This window comes from Planotetraspora silvatica (assembly GCF_016863315.1).
Taxonomy (GTDB): Bacteria; Actinomycetota; Actinomycetes; order Streptosporangiales; family Streptosporangiaceae; genus Planotetraspora; species Planotetraspora silvatica.
The window spans coordinates 263756-279792 of the sequence record NZ_BOOQ01000013.1; the positions used below are offsets into that span (position 1 = coordinate 263756).

Annotated in this window: 8 protein-coding genes; 5 read left to right on the plus strand and 3 right to left on the minus strand. The window is 71.4% G+C overall.

Annotation, left to right across the window (positions count from 1 at the left end; all coding sequences use genetic code 11):
- Positions 1-418: 418 nt before the first annotated feature.
- Positions 419-1783, minus strand: a complete 1365-nt coding sequence (locus Psi02_RS12100) for a condensation domain-containing protein (protein ID WP_203973539.1) — start codon at positions 1781-1783, stop codon at positions 419-421.
- A gap of 259 nt (positions 1784-2042) precedes the next feature.
- Here Psi02_RS12100 and Psi02_RS40055 point away from each other — a divergent pair, with 259 nt between their 5' ends.
- The 4 genes from Psi02_RS40055 (at position 2043) to Psi02_RS40960 (ending at position 14660) form a co-directional block, all read left to right on the plus strand.
- Positions 2043-2285 carry a phosphopantetheine-binding protein gene (locus Psi02_RS40055; protein ID WP_239094818.1) on the plus strand — a complete coding sequence of 81 codons (243 nt, stop codon included), beginning with the start codon at positions 2043-2045 and terminating at the stop codon, positions 2283-2285.
- A 212-nt stretch (positions 2286-2497) separates the two neighbouring features.
- Positions 2498-8752 (plus strand): non-ribosomal peptide synthetase, encoded by a 6255-nt coding sequence (locus Psi02_RS12110; protein ID WP_203973541.1) that lies wholly within the window; start codon positions 2498-2500, stop codon positions 8750-8752.
- Positions 8752-14223 (plus strand): non-ribosomal peptide synthetase/MFS transporter, encoded by a 5472-nt coding sequence (locus tag Psi02_RS12115; RefSeq protein WP_203973542.1) that lies wholly within the window; start codon positions 8752-8754, stop codon positions 14221-14223. The genes Psi02_RS12110 and Psi02_RS12115 overlap by 1 nt, the downstream gene beginning before the upstream one ends.
- Complete coding sequence (locus Psi02_RS40960) at positions 14220-14660, plus strand: MbtH family NRPS accessory protein (RefSeq protein WP_203973543.1); 441 nt, start codon at positions 14220-14222, stop codon at positions 14658-14660. The genes Psi02_RS12115 and Psi02_RS40960 overlap by 4 nt, the downstream gene beginning before the upstream one ends.
- Positions 14661-14684: 24 nt before the next feature.
- Here Psi02_RS40960 and Psi02_RS12125 read toward each other — a convergent pair whose 3' ends face one another.
- Positions 14685-14894: a hypothetical protein gene (locus Psi02_RS12125; RefSeq protein ID WP_203973544.1), complete on the minus strand. Its 210-nt coding sequence runs from the start codon at positions 14892-14894 to the stop codon at positions 14685-14687.
- A 97-nt stretch (positions 14895-14991) separates the two neighbouring features.
- Here Psi02_RS12125 and Psi02_RS12130 point away from each other — a divergent pair, with 97 nt between their 5' ends.
- Positions 14992-15309, plus strand: a complete 318-nt coding sequence (locus tag Psi02_RS12130) for a hypothetical protein (RefSeq protein WP_203973545.1) — start codon at positions 14992-14994, stop codon at positions 15307-15309.
- A gap of 37 nt (positions 15310-15346) precedes the next feature.
- Here the strand turns inward: Psi02_RS12130 and Psi02_RS12135 are convergent, their stop codons facing one another.
- The gene (locus Psi02_RS12135; protein ID WP_203973546.1) at positions 15347-15997 is read right to left on the minus strand and encodes a pentapeptide repeat-containing protein; all 651 of its coding nucleotides are present in this window, start codon (positions 15995-15997) and stop codon (positions 15347-15349) included.
- Positions 15998-16037 lie beyond the last annotated feature (40 nt).

Consider the following 16037-nt stretch of genomic DNA (forward strand, 5'->3'; position numbering starts at 1 on the left):
GGGGGCGCCGAACGCCCTCCGGCCGCTGTGAGCTGGCGGCGAGCGTGCGGGCACTGCCAATGCCGACATCACCGAAGGCCTCTCCGTGGATGGGCCGGGGCGGATGCACGGACGCAGTGCTTTCCTGCCGCAAGTTGCGAAAAATTGCAGAGAAACTAACAGGGCTTTGATGGGATCTTGCACCGGACTGGCCAAATGTTACATACGTGCTACGGAGTCGTCAACGGTTAGGCAGGACCGATGTCAACACAGCTCACAAGGGGGGAGACGACCTCGGCCGAAACGACTTCGCGACCCGCCAGGCCACACGCGGAACGAAGCCCCTGCGCGATGGCCGCGCGCGACACGTGCGCTCACTCGGCCCGAAATTTCGCCTGATTCACTATTTCGGCGGAATTATGCGCACGCCTTGAAGGGACTAATTCGTCCGGCCGAATTCCGGCGGCGGACCATCCTGGCTGGACGCCGCCCAGACCATCACGTTCTCGATGTGCCAGAGCATCGCCGCGGCGACGTCCCCCCAGCCGGTGTCCTCGTGCCACGCGAGGGTGAGCAACGCTCCGGAGACCCGGTGCTGGACCGTGAGGATGTACCGCGAGCCGCCGGGACGGGGCGGGGAGAAACGCACGACCCCCTGATGGGCCGGATCCCCGAAAGGGAAGCTGTCCCTCCCCCACGACCTGCTGTTGGCCGCGCTGCCGACCAGCGCGTTGTCGATGTAGTTGAACCGCGCGGAACTCGCGCCGGTGCCCCGCAGACTCCCGAGCACGTCGTCCTCGAGGGGCCCGGCCACACCGGGATCGAAATTGGCGAAGCGGTGGCCCTGAAGTTGCCGGGCGGCGCATACGGCGAGCCTCTCGCGGTAGGCGCCCGCACGAGGGCCTGGCACGACGACCGGGACGGGCATGACGGCCTTGCGCACCGACCCCTGGAGGCCCGCGGAGAGCCGGTTGGCGGACAGGGCGAAGACCCCGGCCGCGGGAGCCTCCTCCGCCTCGCACACCGCGGCCCCGAACGCGAGGAGGTAGCCGGTCGAGACCGACGTCCCGGCCGTCGCGGCGATGGTCTCCGCGGCCTCGGCAGCACGGCGCGAGGCCAGCCTGCACGTGTGCAGCACCGGGAAGTCGTCGCGCTTCACGGCCTTCGGCGACCAGTCCCCGAGCGAGTCCCTGAGCGTGACCAGTTGCCGCCGCCAGTGAGTGCGGGCCCGCTCCTGGTAGCGCGTCCCGCCGGGCCCCTCCTCCCACAGGGCCGTGTCGAGGGGTTGCTCGACGCTCTCCAGCGGACCGCCGAACGGCTCCCGCCCCTTCGCCCTGGCCTTGATCGCCCGTTCCAGGTCGCGGCAGAGCACGCGCATGCCCCACCCGTCGACGGCGGAGTGGTCGACCACCACGCCGATGCGCCGGACGCGACCGCCGGTGGTGAGCAGGACGAACAGGACCGGCCACTGTTCGTGCAGCCGGAACGACGTGCGCGTGGCCGCCTGGAATGCCTCGCCGGCGGGGTCGTCGGGGACCACGCGGATCACCTCGGCCAGGCCCTCGCCGACCGGGCAGACGTCCTGCCGGCTCGCTCGCACGATGAGCGAGCGCAGGCCTTCGTGCCGGACGAGCAGGTCGGCGATGCCGGCCGTGACGTCTGCCTGAGTGAGGTCGTGACCGGGCAGGACGGCGCTGAAGTTGGCCTCGAACGACCATTCGCTGTCGGAGTCGGCGCCGAGGTCTTCGAACCATTCACGCTGGGCCCAGTTGAGGCGCCCACCTCGTTCAACGGTCATTGACATGTCGCCCTCCCCGTTCGCAAGCGATGGGAGATTATTATCGGGATATTGCAAGGATGTATATAACCATGTCAGTCTTTCACCGGGATTATTGCGGCTTGCGCACCTGATATTGCGACACGCCGTCAAACGATCTCGCCGACCTGCCATTTCGCGGCTGCTCAGAACCCCTGCCGCGCGCCGTATCCAGGACGGGGATCCTGGCCGATCGGGGGAGCCTGCCATTCACGACACGAGAGAGCCTCAAACTCAGGCGGACGGGGTGGCGGATGTCGCAGAACGGGGAGAAGATCTCGTCGAGCAGGTGCGCCGGATCTGGGAGGAGGTCCTGGGGATCTCCCCCATCGCCACCGACGACGACCTCTTCGATCTAGGAGGGCACTCGCTGACCATCACCCAGATCATCGCGAGGATGCGCAAGCGACTCGGTGTCGAGGTGCCTCTGGACGTGTTCTTCGACGAGCCCACCATCGCGGGGGTGGTCGATGCGGTCCGGAACGGATGACCCGCGGCCCGGGCGGTCCGCCCGGGCATGACCCGCCACCCGACCCGCACGCTCAGGTCCACGCGCATGCTCAGGTCCATTCACATGCTCAGCTCCACACGCACCCTCAGGTCCACGCGCACTCTCAGGCCCGCAGGCATGCCGGACTCCGACCGTATGTTCACGTCCACTGGCACGCACAGGTTCACCGGCACGCTCAGGGAGGCGTCGCGATGACCGGGTTGACCCTCGCCCAGGAACGGCTGTGGATCCTCCACCGCCTCAACCCCGACGACGCCTCCTACAACCTGCCGATGATGTTGCGGGTTCGGGGCGCGCTGAACACCGAGGCACTCGAACGCGCACTCGCGGTCGTCCTCGATCGGCACGAGATGTTGCGCTGCCGGTTCGCCGAGCACGGCGGCACGCCGGTGCGGGTCCCCACGGACCCCGCCCGGGTCGAGCTCGCCCACTGCGCGGGCCTCGAGGAGGCCCGCGTGTTCGCGGGGGAGGTGGCCGGCCGGCCCTTCGACCTCGAACGCGGGCCGATGATCCGCATGGCCCTGCTCACGATTGCCCCCGAGGACCACATCCTGGTCATCGTCGTCCATCACATCGTGGCGGACGGCTGGTCGCTCCAGGTGCTGCGGCGGGACATCTCGGACGTGTACGCGGCGTTCGACGCCGGCAAGCCGTCGCCGCTGGCACCCCTGCCGATGACCTACGACGACCACGTGCGCCGCCGGCACGAGAACACCGGTGACGAGGCGTCGACGGCCTACTGGACTTCGACGCTGTCCGGCTCCCAGCCGCTGGAACTGCCCACCGACCGCCCCCGGCCCCCGGTGCGTTCGGGCCGCGGCGACCACATCGACTTCGACGTGCCCGCCGACCTGCTCGCCCGGCTCGAGCGAGTCGCCCGCGCGGAACGCTGCACGCTCTTCATGGTGCTGCTGACGGCCTTTCAGGTGCTGCTCGCCCGGCACAGCGGCCGGCAGGACATCTGCGTCGGAACCCCCACGAGCGGCAGGGACCTCGTCGAGGAAGAGGTGATGGTCGGCTACTTCGCCCAGACGCTGGTCCTGCGCGGCGATCTCAGCGGCGACCCGTCCTTCCGCGAACTCCTGCGGGTGACCCGGGGCCGCGTCCTGGGAGCGCTCGCGCACGCCGACGTCCCGCTGGAGCGGATCGTCACCGAGTTGCGGGTCGAGCGCGACCCGAGCAGGACACCGCTCTTCCAGGCGATGTTCAACTTCCTGCGTGAGGAGCACGAGGGGCCGGGGCTCGGAGACACGCGAATCGAGCCCTTCGACCATCCCTTCGCGCAGTCCAGGACCGACATCTCCCTGGACATCGTCCAGAAACCCTCGGGCACCGCGGCCATGCTCACCTTCGACGACGCGCTGTTCACGCGGGCGAGCGCCGAGCGGATGCACCGGCACCTGCTGACGCTGCTCGCCGACATCGCCGCCCGTCCCGGCGCGCGGATCGGCGATCTGGAGCTGATCGACGAGGACGAACGGGCCGACCTGCTCGGCCGGTGGAACGACACCGCGGTCCCGTCCACACCCGCCTCGGTGCTCAAGCGGTTCGACGCGCAGGTCGCCCGCACGCCCCACGCGGTCGCGGTCGCCTGCGAGGGCCGCGAGCTCACCTACGCGGAGCTCGACGCGCGCTCCCACCGGATCGCCGCCCTGCTCTCCGGGCTCGATCAGGACGAACCAGGTCGGCACGGGCCCGATCAGCACGGGCCCGATCAGCACGGGCCCGATCAGAATGGACCGGGTGCTCGTGGCGGTCTGGTGGCCGTCTGCCTGCGCCGCTCCCCCGACATGATCGCGGCGCTTTTCGCCGTATGGCGGGCGGGCGCGGCCTACCTGCCGATCGACCCCGAGCATCCGCGGAACCGGATCGCCCTCGTCCTGGACGACTCGCGGGCCACCGCCGTGCTCACGGATCGCACCCTCGCCGGCCTGTTCCCCGAAGACCGCGTGCTGCTCATCGAGGATGTCGCCGGCGGCGAGGATGCGGGTGAGGACACCGCCGCGGGCGCACGCGAGGAGGCGCGGGAACCGGCCGACCTGGAACGGGCCGCCTACGTGCTCTACACGTCGGGCTCGACCGGGCGGCCCAAGGGAGTGGCGGTGCCCCATCGGGCTCTGGCGCGCTTCCTCGACGCGATGGCCGAGATCCTCGGCGAGCAGGAGGGGCGCACCTGGCTCGCGCTCACCTCGCTCTCCTTCGACATCTCCGCCCTGGAGATCTTCCTGCCGCTGACGCGCGGCGGCCGGGTCGAGATCGCCCCTGACCACCTGCTGCGCGACGGCCCCGCGCTGACCCGGCTGATCGACACGGCGGGCGTCACGAACGTCCAGGCCACGCCGTCCGGCTGGCGCATGCTCGCCGAGGCCGGGCTCCGCGACACGCGACTGGACGCGCTCGTCGGCGGCGAGGCGCTCCCCCTCCCCCTCGCCGGCGATCTGCGCGGACGGGTGCGCAGGCTCGTCAACATGTACGGCCCGACCGAGACCACGATCTGGTCGTCGTTCTGGAAGGTGCCGGAACACCCGGAGGAGGTCACGATCGGCGGCCCGATCGCGGGCACCCGGCTGCACGTGCTGGACGAGCGTCGCATGCTGGCGCCGGTCGGGGTGCCGGGCGAGTTGTGCATCGCGGGTGACGGCGTGGCCATCGGTTACCTCGGCCGCCCGTCGCTCACCGCCGAGCGGTTCGTGCCGGACCCGTACGGGCCGCCCGGCTCACGCCTCTACCGCACAGGCGACAGGGTCAGGCGGCTCCCCGACGGACGCGTCGTCTTCCTGGGCCGCGACGACGGCCAGGTGAAGCTCCGCGGCCACCGCGTCGAACTCGGGGAGATCGAGGCCGTCCTCGAGGCGCATCCGGGCGTCCGCGCCGCGGCCGTCGTCGTCAGGAACGACGCGCTGGTGGCCTTCGTTGTGGGCGACGCCCCCGATCTGGCGGCCCACGCGGCGGCGGCGCTGCCGCCGTACATGGTCCCGGCGGTGGTCGTGGACATGGACGCCCTGCCGCTCACGCCGAACGGCAAGGTGGACCGGCTCGCCCTGCCCTCGGCGGTCGCGGTGCGCCCGGCGGCAGCGCCCTCGCGGACCCCTCCGCGCACGTGGGCGGAGCGGCGGGTCGCCGCGGTCTTCGCCGAGGTGCTGGGAGTCGAGGAGGTCGGCGTCGAGGACGACTTCTTCGCGCTCGGCGGCCACTCGCTGCTGGCCGCCAAGGTCGTCGCCCGGATGGACGCCGTGCCGATCCGCGAGCTGTTCGACCACCCCACCGTCGCCGGCTTCGCCGCGCGCCTGGCCGACGGCGCGGGCCCCGCGCCGCTCCATCGCAGGCCGAAGGGCGTGGTGGTCCCGCTGTCGCGCGCGCAGGAACGCCTGTGGTTCCTGCAGCGGCTGGATCCGGGTGACGCGTCCTACAACATGTACAACGTCTGGCGGCTGCGCGGCGCCCTCGACGCCGAGGCCCTCCAGGATGCGCTGCGCGATCTGGCGGCGAGGCACGAGACGTTGCGGACCAGCTATCCGGAGGCGGACGGCAGGCCGGTCACCGCCGTGTCGCCCGAGGCGGGCCCCGACGTCGAGCACCTCACCGCCGCCTCCGCCGCCGAGGCCGGACGACTCGTCGCCGAACGCACCAACGCCCCGTTCGACCTGGCCGCCGCGCCGCCGTTCCGGGTGAGCCTGCTCAGGCTCGCCGACGACGACCACGTGTTCTGCCTCGTCCTGCACCACATCGCGGGAGACGGCTGGTCGCTGAACATTCTCAGGGAGGAGCTGGAACTCCTCTACACCGCCCGGCGCGGCGGCGTCGCCGCGGGCCTCGCCGAACCGCCGATCCAGTTCGGCGACGTCGTGCACGGCCTCTCCGGCCAGGACGACGGCCCGGAGATCGCCTACTGGCGCGAGCGGCTGGCCGACCCGCCGACCCTCGAGTTGCCGACCGACCGTCCCCGGCCTGCCGTTCCCGAGCACCGGGGCGCCTTCCACGGCCTGCGCCTCGCCGCCGGACCGACGGCCGCCCTGGAGCGGGTGGCGGGCGAGCACCGCGCGACGTTGTTCATGGTCCTGCTCGCGGCCTATCAGGTCCTGCTCGCCGGGCACACCGGCAAGCGCGATCTGCTGGTCGGCTCGACCTTCGCCGGACGGGACCGGGTGGAGTTGGAGCGGCTCGTCGGCTACTTCGCCAACACGCTGGTGCTCCGCGGCGACCTGTCGGGAGACCCCTCCTTCGACGACCTGCTCGCCCGCACCCGTGACACCGTGCTGGAGGCGATGGCACATCAGCGGCTGCCGTTCGAGGAGATCGCGGCCGAGACCGGCAGGGAGCGCGGGCCACACCTGGACGCGATCTTCCGGACCATGCTCATCCTGCACAGCCAGGACGAGACCGAGACCGCGGGGACCTTCGCGGACCTGGACCTGGAGTTCTTCGACTCCGGTTACCGGCAGGCCAAGTTCGACCTCATGCTGGAGGCGTGGCGGGACGGCGAGGGACTGACCCTCTCCTTCGGGTACGACAGCGACCTGTTCGACCCCGGCACGGTCGCCCGGCTGGCCGAACGCTTCACCGTCCTGTGTGAGGCCGTCGCCGCCGACCACCGCCGCCCCCTCTCCCGCCTTCCGCTGCTGACCCCGGCCGACGAGGCGCTGGTGGCCGAGTTCGAGGCCCAGGAGGCCGGTGTCACCGGCGGCCCGCTCGTCCCCGGGCTGATCGGGGCTGTGACGGAGGTGACGCCCGACGCGGTGGCGTTGAGCTGCGGCGACGAGGCGGTCACCTACGCACAGCTCGACCGCCGGGTGGGCGCGCTCGCGTCCCGCCTGCGCACCAAGGGCGTGGGAACTGAGAGCGTCGTCGGCGTCTGCCTCGATCGCTCCGCCGACGCCGTCGTGAGCCTGCTCGCCGTCTGGCGGGCGGGCGGCGCGTACCTGCCGATCGACCCCGATCTCCCCGCGGGACGGATCGACTGGCTGCTGTCCGACAGCGGCGCCACGCTCGTGATCACCCGGCATGAGGGGCTCTCCGGTGAGATCCCGGTGCTCCATCCCGGTGAGGCCGGAGACGGCCCATCGGACGACGGCGTCCGGCCGGCGCCCGATGAGGCGGCCTACGTGATCTACACCTCGGGTTCGACGGGACTGCCCAAGGGCGTGGTGGTCGAGCACGGCGCCCTCGCGGCACGGGTGGCGTGGATGCGCGCGGACTACGGGCTCGGGCCCGGCGACCGCGTCGTCCAGTTCGCCTCACTCGGATTCGACACCCACGCCGAGGAGGTCTACCCGGCGCTCGCGACCGGCGCGACGGTGGAACTGCTCCCCGACGGAGCCCTCAGCCTGCCCGAACTGCTCGCCGGGCCTCGCGGGCGGGACGTCACGGTGCTCGACCTGCCGACGGCGTACTGGCACCGGCTGGTGGACCAGATCGACGACATGACCTGGCCGGACCGCCTGCGGCTGGTGATCCTCGGCGGGGAGCAGGTCCACGCCGCGGCGGTGGCGCGATGGCGGGAGCGCTTCGGCGACCGGGTCCGGCTCGTCAACACCTACGGGCCGACCGAGGCCACGATCATCGCGACCGCGGCCGACCTCGGCGCCGCGGAGGCCGTGCCGTCGAACGGGCGCCCGCCGATCGGGGTGCCCATCGGCGGGGCGCGCGCCGCCGTCGTGGACGAACACGGGCGGCGGGTGCCGCCCGGTGCCGCCGGCGAGTTGCTGCTCGGCGGAGCGGGGCTCGCCCGCGGTTATCTCGGCCGCCCCGACCTGACCGCCGAGAGGTTCGTGACCGGCCCCGACGGCGGGCGCGCCTACCGCACCGGCGATCTGGTCCGCTGGCGCGCCGACGGACGGCTGGAGTTCCTCGGCCGGGCCGACGACCAGCTGAAGGTGCGCGGCTTCCGCATCGAACCCGGTGAGATCGAGGGCCGCCTGGCCGCCCTCCCCGACGTGCGTGAGGCGGCGGTGGCCGCCCACGACGGCGCCCTCGTCGCCTACGTCACCGGGACGGCCGACCCCGACGCGCTGCGGCGGCACCTGGCGGAGACGCTCCCGCCCTACATGGTGCCGGACGTCTGGGTGCGGCTCGACGAGCTGCCCATGACCCCGAACGGCAAGGTCGACCGGCGGGCGCTCGCCCCGCCGGACCAGCCCGCGGAGCGGCCGTTCGTCGCGCCGGAGACCGACGCCGAGTTCCTGGTGGCCGAGGTCTGGGAGGAGGTCCTGCGCGTCGACCGGGTCGGCGTGCACGACGACTTCTTCGCCCTCGGCGGCCACTCCCTGCTCGCCGTCCAGGTCGCGGCCCGGCTTCGCGCCAGCGCGGAGGTCGACGTGCCCATCCGCGAGCTCTTCGCCCACCGCACGGTGGCCGCTCTGGCCGTACTGGTCGAAGAACTTGTCATGCGAGAGCTGTCCGAGCTCAGCGACGACGAGGTCGCCCGGCTCCTGGAGACGGAGGCCTGATGACTGTCGAGGATTCCCGCAGGGCCCTCGCGGCCCGACGACTGCGCCGCAGGGCGGCCACGCCGACCGTGCCGGCGCGCCCGCCCGGGGAGGAACCGCCGCTGTCGTTCGCCCAGGAACGACTGTGGTTCATGGAGCAGTACACCCCCGGCAGCCGTGCCTACGTCATCCCGGTCGCCCGGCGGTTCCGGCGTGAGCTCGACGCCGAACGCCTGCGGGAGGCGCTGCGTCAGGTGGTCGAGCGGCACGAGACGCTGCGGACGCGCTTCCCCGCGACCGCCGACGGCGCTCCCGCCCTCGAGGTCGTCCCTTCCGGAAGCGCCGAACTCGTCGTCGAGCTCACCCTGGCCGAGGCCGACGACGAGGAGGCCGCCCGCGCGCTGGTCGACGAGTTACAGGCACGCCCGTTCGACCTGGCCGGCGGCCCGCCGATCCGCGCCCTCCTCGTACGGCTCGCGCCCGACGACCATGTCCTGGGGCTCGCCGTCCACCACATCGCGGCGGACGGCTGGTCGGTGAACATCCTCCTCGGCGAGCTCATGGCGCTGTACGAGGGCCGGGTCGTGCCCGACCTCACGGTCCAGTACGGCGACTACGCCCTGTGGCAGCGCGGTCTGCCGACGACGGGCCTCGACCACTGGCGCGAGCGGCTGGCCGGCGTCGAGGCACTCGCGCTGCCCACCGACCGGCCGCGTCCCCCGGAGGTGACGTACGGCGGGGCGAGTCACCCGGTGCGGATCGACGCCGACCTGGCCCAAGGGCTGCGCAGGCTCGGCGAGGACCACGGCGCCTCCCTCTACATGGTGCTGCTGGCCGGGTTCTCCGCGCTGCTCGGGAGATACGCCGGTCAGGACGACGTGACCGTCGGATCCCCCGTCGCGGGCAGACCGGCCGCCGAGCTGGAGAAGCTCGTCGGCTGCTTCGTGAACATGCTGGCCATGCGGTCGGACCTGTCGGGCGACCCGTCGTTCGCCGAGCTCCTGCTGCGCGTGCGGGAGACCGCGCTCGACGCCTTCACCCACCAGGACGTGCCCTTCGAGCAGCTCGTCTCGGCGCTCAACGTGACCAGGGACGTGTCGCGGTCTCCGCTCTTCCAGGTCATCCTCGCCATGCAGAACTACGACTCGGCGGGCGCGGACGCCGAGGGCTTCGACCTCAAGTCATGGGCGACGCGCTTCGACCTGGAGCTCTATTTCGCCGACGACGGCGACGAGCTGTCCGGCTCCGTCATCTACAACACCGACCTGTTCGGCCCGGCGACCGTCGAGCGGCTCTGCCGGCACCTGGTGGCATTGCTGCGCGCGGCGGTGGACGACCCGGCCAGGCCGCTGTCGGCACTGGACCTCCTCGACGCGGGCGAGCGGGCGGCGCTGGATTCGTGGAACGACACGAAGGCGGACCACGGCCCGCCCGCCACGCTGCTCGAACTGGTCGAGGCACAGGTCGCCCGAACTCCGGAGGCGCCCGCGGTGACGTTCGAGGGCGTCACGTTCACCTACGCCGAGATCGACGAGCGGGCGTCACGCGTCGCGGCGGCCCTTCGGGCGCACGGCGTCACTGCGGGCTCCCGGGTCGGCGTGTGCGCCGAACGCTCGCCCGAGCTCGTCGCGGGCCTGCTCGGCGTGCTGAAGGCCGGCGGCGCCTACGTGCCTCTCGACCCCGAATATCCGGCCGAGCGGCTCGCCTTCATGGCGGCCGACGGCGCCCTGTCCGCCGTCCTCACCTTCGGCGCGTCCGACGGTCTCACCGCCCTCGCCTCCACACTCGGGGCAGCCCTTACCGGCTGCTCGTTGCTGCCCCTCGACGACGTGGGCGAACCCTCCTCGGAGGGTCCCGCGGCGGAGCCCCCGTGGCGGGCCGGTCCCCTCGACGCCGCGTACGTGATCTACACCTCCGGGTCGACCGGCAGGCCCAAGGGTGTGCCGAACACGCATCGGGGCATCGTCAACCGGTTGCGATGGATGCAGGACCGGTTCGGGTTGACGTCCGGCGACGTGGTGTTGCAGAAGACGCCGGCCGGCTTCGACGTCTCCGTGTGGGAGTTCTTCTGGCCCCTGATGGTGGGCGCTCGGCTCGTCCTCGCCCGCCCCGGCGGGCACAAGGACGCGGCCTACCTGCGCGACCTGATCGTCGCCGAGGGCGTCACCACGCTGCACTTCGTGCCGTCCATGCTGGCGATGTTCCTGGCCGAGGAGGGCGTCGCCGCCTGCGGCACGCTCGAACGGGTCATCTGCTCCGGCGAGGAGCTGCCCGCCGACCTCGCCCGCCGCTGCGTCGAGACGCTGCCCGCCGAGCTGCACAACCTGTACGGCCCCACCGAGGCCGCCGTCGACGTCTCCGCCTGGCACTGCACGGCGGAGGCGCTGCGTGATCTGGCCAGGGTGCCGATCGGCGCGCCGGTCGCCAACACCACGCTCCACGTCCTCGGGCCGGGCATGCGGCGGGTTCCCGTCGGCATGCCGGGCGAGCTCCACATCGGCGGCGCGCAGGTGTCGCTCGGCTACCTCGGCAGACCCGGCCTGACCGCGGAGCGGTTCGTCCCCGACCCCTTCGGGGAGCCGGGAGCCCGCCTGTACCGCACGGGCGACCAGGCCCGCTGGCGCCCGGACGGCACGCTGGAGTTCCTCGGCCGGCTTGACACCCAGGTGAAGCTGCGCGGCCTGCGCATCGAGCTCGGCGAGATCGAGACGGTGCTGCGCGAACAGCCGGGTGTCGCCGACGCGGCGGTCATCGTGCGTGAGGACCGGCCGGGAGACCAGCGGCTGGTCGCCTACGTCGTCGGCACGACACCCGAAAAGACGGTCCTGAAGCGGGTGCTGCCCGACTACATGGTCCCCGCCGCGTTCGTCGAACTCGACCTGCTGCCGCTGTCCCCCAACGGCAAGCTCGACAGGAGCGCGCTGCCCGCGCCCGCGCGGCAGGGGCCCACGGCCTCCGAACCCCCGTCCACCCCGACCGAGCTGGCGGTGGCGGCGATCTGGACGGAGATCCTCGACCTCGACCGGGTCGGGGCCGACGACGACTTCTTCGATCTGGGCGGCCACTCCCTGCTGGCCACGCAGCTCGTCACACGGCTGCGCCGCATGGCGGCCGAGACGGGCGGGGGCGGGGTGAGCGTCATGGACGTCTTCAAGAACCCCACGGTCCGCGAGCTCGCCGCCCTCGTCGACACCCCCGCCGACCAGCGGGCGCCCCGCGGGCTGCTGCACGAGCTCACGCCCCGCCGTACGGCCGAGCTGAGCTTCGTCTGCGTGCCGTACGGCGGGGGAAGCGCGGTGGTCTACCAGCCGCTCGCCGACGCCCTCCCGGAGCGGTACTCCCTCTGGGCGGTGGCGATCCCCGGGCACGACGTCGGGCTCGACGAGGAACATCTGCCGTTCGAGGAGCTGGCCGCCCGCTGCGTGGCCGAGATCCAGGAGAAGGTGCGCGGCCCGATCGCGTTGTACGGCCACTGCGGCGTGGGCTCGGCGCTGATCATCGACATCGCCCGGAGGCTGGAGCAGGCCGGGCGGACGGTCGAGATCGTCTACATCGGCGCGATGTTCCCGTTCGCCCGCCCCAAGGGACGCGTCGCCACCACCCTGTCCAAGATCGCCAGGATGGAGGCGCTGCGCGGAGACCGGGGCTACGCGAACTGGCTCACCGGTCTGGGCGTCGACCTCAGCGACCTGGATCCCGCGCAGGCCCGCTCGATCATCCAGAACATGCGCGAGGACTCCACGGCGGCCGAGGACTACTACACGCGCCTGTTCGACGAGGGCACCGATCGCCTGCGCGCCCCGATCGTCACCATCGCCGGCGGCAAGGACCCGACAACGGACTACTACCAGGAGCGCTACCGCGAGTGGCACTTCCTGACCGACACCTCCGCCGTGGTGGTGCTGGAGGAGGCCGGCCACTTCTTCCTGAAGTACCGCGCGGCCGAGCTCGCCGAGATCGTGACGCTGCCGCTGCTCACCGAGCAGCCGCCGCCGCGGGAGACCTGGCGGCTGCACGAGGTGTCCCGCGGGAACGCCATCGAGGGCACCGTCTCCCACGGCCACTCCACCGGGCCGGAGCCCAGCATGCGCAGGTTCGCCGCCGTGGCCGGCGGGCAGCTCGTGTCGATCACCGGCTCGGCTCTCACCGAGTTCGCCATCCCGATCTGGATCTACCTGACCACCGGGTCCGTCGCACGCTTCGCGCTGTTCACCGTGCTGGGGCTGGTCCCCGGCCTGGTGGTCTCGCCGCTCGCCGGAGCGATCGTCGACCGGTACGACCGCCGGAAGGTGATGCTCGGAGGCGACATCGCGGCCGGCGGCGTGCAACTCATGCTCGGGCTCCTGGCCTGGACCGGCAACCTGCAGGTCTGGCATCTGTACCCGTCGATCGTGTTCCTGTCGCTCGCTCTGACGTTCCAGCGGCTGGCGTACGGCTCGGCCATCCCGCAGCTGGTGCCCAAGCGCTATCTGGGGCACGCGACGGGCATCGGCCAGCTCGGCGGCGGGCTCGCCCAGCTCCTCACCCCGCTTCTCGCGGTCGGCCTGCTGTCGGCCATCGGCCTCGGCGGCATCCTCGCCCTCGACGTCGCCAGCTACGCGGTCGCCATCACGCTCATCGTGTTCGTGCGGTTCCCCACCTCGATGGCCTGGCGCCGCAAGGAGTCGCTCACCGCCGAAATCGCGAACGGCTTCCGCTACGTCTGGGGCAACCGCGACTTCCGCAAGATGTTGTCGTTCTTCGCGATCCTCAACCTCCCGCTCTCTCCCCTGTTCCTGATGATCTCGCCGCTCGTCCTGTCGTTCGCCACGCTCAGCGAGGTCGGCACGGTCTCCTTCCTGTCCGGCCTGGGAGTCACGATCGGCGGGCTGGCGATGTCGATGTGGGGCGGGCCGCGCCATCTCCGGATGCGCGGCGTGCTGCTGTCGACGCTCGTCCTGTCCGCCTTCTGCTTCGTCACGGGCCTGCGGGCGGAGCTGTGGGTGGTCGCCGCCGGCGCCTTCGGCATGGCGCTGTGGCTCACGTTGCTCAACGGCATCTACACCACGATCGTCCAGGTCAAGGTGCCACAGCGGTTGCACGGCCGGGTCTTCGCCCTGAACACGATGATCGCCTGGTCCACCCTGCCCGTCGGCTTCGGTCTCATCGCGCCGTACGGCACGGACCTGTTCGAGCCGCTGCTGGCGCCTGGAGGCGCGCTCGCGCCCACGGTCGGCGCGGTCATCGGGACGGGCGAGGGGCGCGGCATCGGGTTCATGTATCTGCTGTTCGCCGTGCTCATGGCGGTGATCGCGCTGGTGGCGCTGCGCTGGCTGGCCGGATTCGACGACCGGGTCCCCGACGCCGTCGCCGACGACCTCATCGGCCTGGAAAGCGTCAGCTCCGCGAGCACGGCCAAGGAGACCGGCTCCGGCGCTCGCGGCGGAACCGACGGCGTCCCCCGCCCCTCCGACGCCTCACTTGTGAGCGTCCGATCTCGAGGAGAGAGATGAACCATCGCGTCGTCGTCAACCGCGACGGCCAGTACTCGATCTGGCCGTCGGAGACGGATCTGCCCGCCGGGTGGGCGGCCGAGGGGCCCGCAGGCTCGCGGCAGGAGTGCCTGGAGTGGATCGACACGATCTGGACCGACATGCGTCCCTACCGGAGCCGCCTGCGGGAATCGCTGGCGGCCGCTCTGGAGAAGGCGTCGGACGGGCAGCTGACGGCAGCCGAGGTGCTGAGAGCGGACACGTCGTTCGTCGCGATGGGCGTGACGTCGCTCACCATGGTGCGACTGATCGACGTGATCGAGACGGAGCTCGACGTCATCGTGGACATGGACCACGACCCGCGCGTGCTGGAGGACCTCGGCTCCCTGGTCGACCACATCGCGGGGCAACGGCTGTCATCCGGCACGAGCGACGGCGATCCGGCGTCCGGTTCCTGATCGGCGGCCTCGCGGAGTGGTCTCTCAGCGGGCCGGTCCCTGCTCGGCGCCTCGCCGGGCGGTCTCCCGGGCATGCTTCCGGCAGGCTTCAGGACTGGAACGTTCCGCCTGAAACGTGGTCGAATGGATCAGCACCACCGGGCCGTTCACACCTTCGCGATAATCTGCCGCAATGACATACTTTTTCCTCTTATGTCTGATACTTGCACCCTTTGTTTTTCTGTTGCTGGCCATTCGGCTGTCCTGGCGCGCCGTCCGTGCGCTCAAACGGCGGAGACTGCCGGGGCCGACACATGACTCGTCGCTGAGGGCGGCCGTCGAGGTGGCCGCGATGTCGGTGATAGGCGCGGGCCTGTGCTGGACGGCGGGTGTGGGATCCGGTTTCTACCTTCTCGACCCCGATGAGATCTGCGACAGATCGCGGCTCTCCGTCCCCGCTGCGGGTTCGGACGTCGTCACCATCGAGGAGCACCTGTCGCTGCCCGTGCGGCAGACCTGCGTGTGGGCCGACGGCGTCCGCTACGACCTCGTCCCCTCGTGGGTGAATCCGATGATCGCCGTATTCCTCGTGGTGCTGGCCCTGAGCCTGGTGGTGTGCGTCGCCGGTCTCGTGACGCACCGGCGGCGTCTGCGGGCCGTACCGGAATGACACGGAATGACCTGGAAAGACGGGAGCCGGGAACCGCTCAGTGCGCGACTCGGATGCCGAGGGTCTGAGCGAGCATCGGCGCCAGGTCGAGCAGTTGCACGCCGCTGATCGTCGCGCCGGCCAGCGCGTCGTACCCGTCCTTGATCCCCAAGCCGGTCGCCTGGGTGAAGTCGACCTTGCTCATCCGCGCCTTGTCGAACCTCGCGTCCTCGATCAGCGAGCCGGGGAAGGTCACATCGGTGAGCGTCGCGCCGGCGAAATCGACCTCGGCCATCCTGCAGTTCACGAACGACACCTCCCGCAGCGTCGCGCCGCGGAAGTTGAGCGAGTCGAGCTTGCAGTCGTGGAACACGACGCGGGTCAACTCCGCGCCGAACAACTGGATCCCCGCGAGCGCGCTCGCGATCACCTCGGCGTCCAGCCAGGTCGTCTCGCCGAAGTCGGAGCCCACCCATCTCACGCTGTGCATCCACACGTCAGCGAAACGCACCCGGCGGTATCGGCCACTCGTGAAGGTCACCCCGGAGAACGCGCACTCGATGAACCGGGCGTCACCGGCGTCCGTCTCATCGAAGGCGTTCCCGTCGAACAGAGCGGTGTCGTAGTCCCCGGAGGGGACCAGGCGCCCCGCGTGCGGTTCGAGGTGCGATGCGAACGGCAGGTCGGCACGTTCACGCGGTCGCGGCATGACCTACCTCCGTGCGGTCGGCGAAGACGTGGGTCGATCG

Bases quoted from the DNA above. Each gene is read 5' to 3' on its own strand.
- Psi02_RS12125 (WP_203973544.1), bottom strand. From the start codon at position 14,894: ATGGCCAGCAACAGAAAAACAAAGGGTGCAAGTATCAGACATAAGAGG.
- Psi02_RS40960 (WP_203973543.1), top strand. From the start codon at position 14,220: ATGAACCATCGCGTCGTCGTCAACCGCGACGGCCAGTACTCGATCTGG.
- Psi02_RS12100 (WP_203973539.1), bottom strand. From the start codon at position 1,783: ATGTCAATGACCGTTGAACGAGGTGGGCGCCTCAACTGGGCCCAGCGT.
- Psi02_RS12135 (WP_203973546.1), bottom strand. From the start codon at position 15,997: ATGCCGCGACCGCGTGAACGTGCCGACCTGCCGTTCGCATCGCACCTC.
- Psi02_RS12130 (WP_203973545.1), top strand. From the start codon at position 14,992: ATGTCGGTGATAGGCGCGGGCCTGTGCTGGACGGCGGGTGTGGGATCC.
- Psi02_RS12115 (WP_203973542.1), top strand. From the start codon at position 8,752: ATGACTGTCGAGGATTCCCGCAGGGCCCTCGCGGCCCGACGACTGCGC.
- Psi02_RS12110 (WP_203973541.1), top strand. From the start codon at position 2,498: ATGACCGGGTTGACCCTCGCCCAGGAACGGCTGTGGATCCTCCACCGC.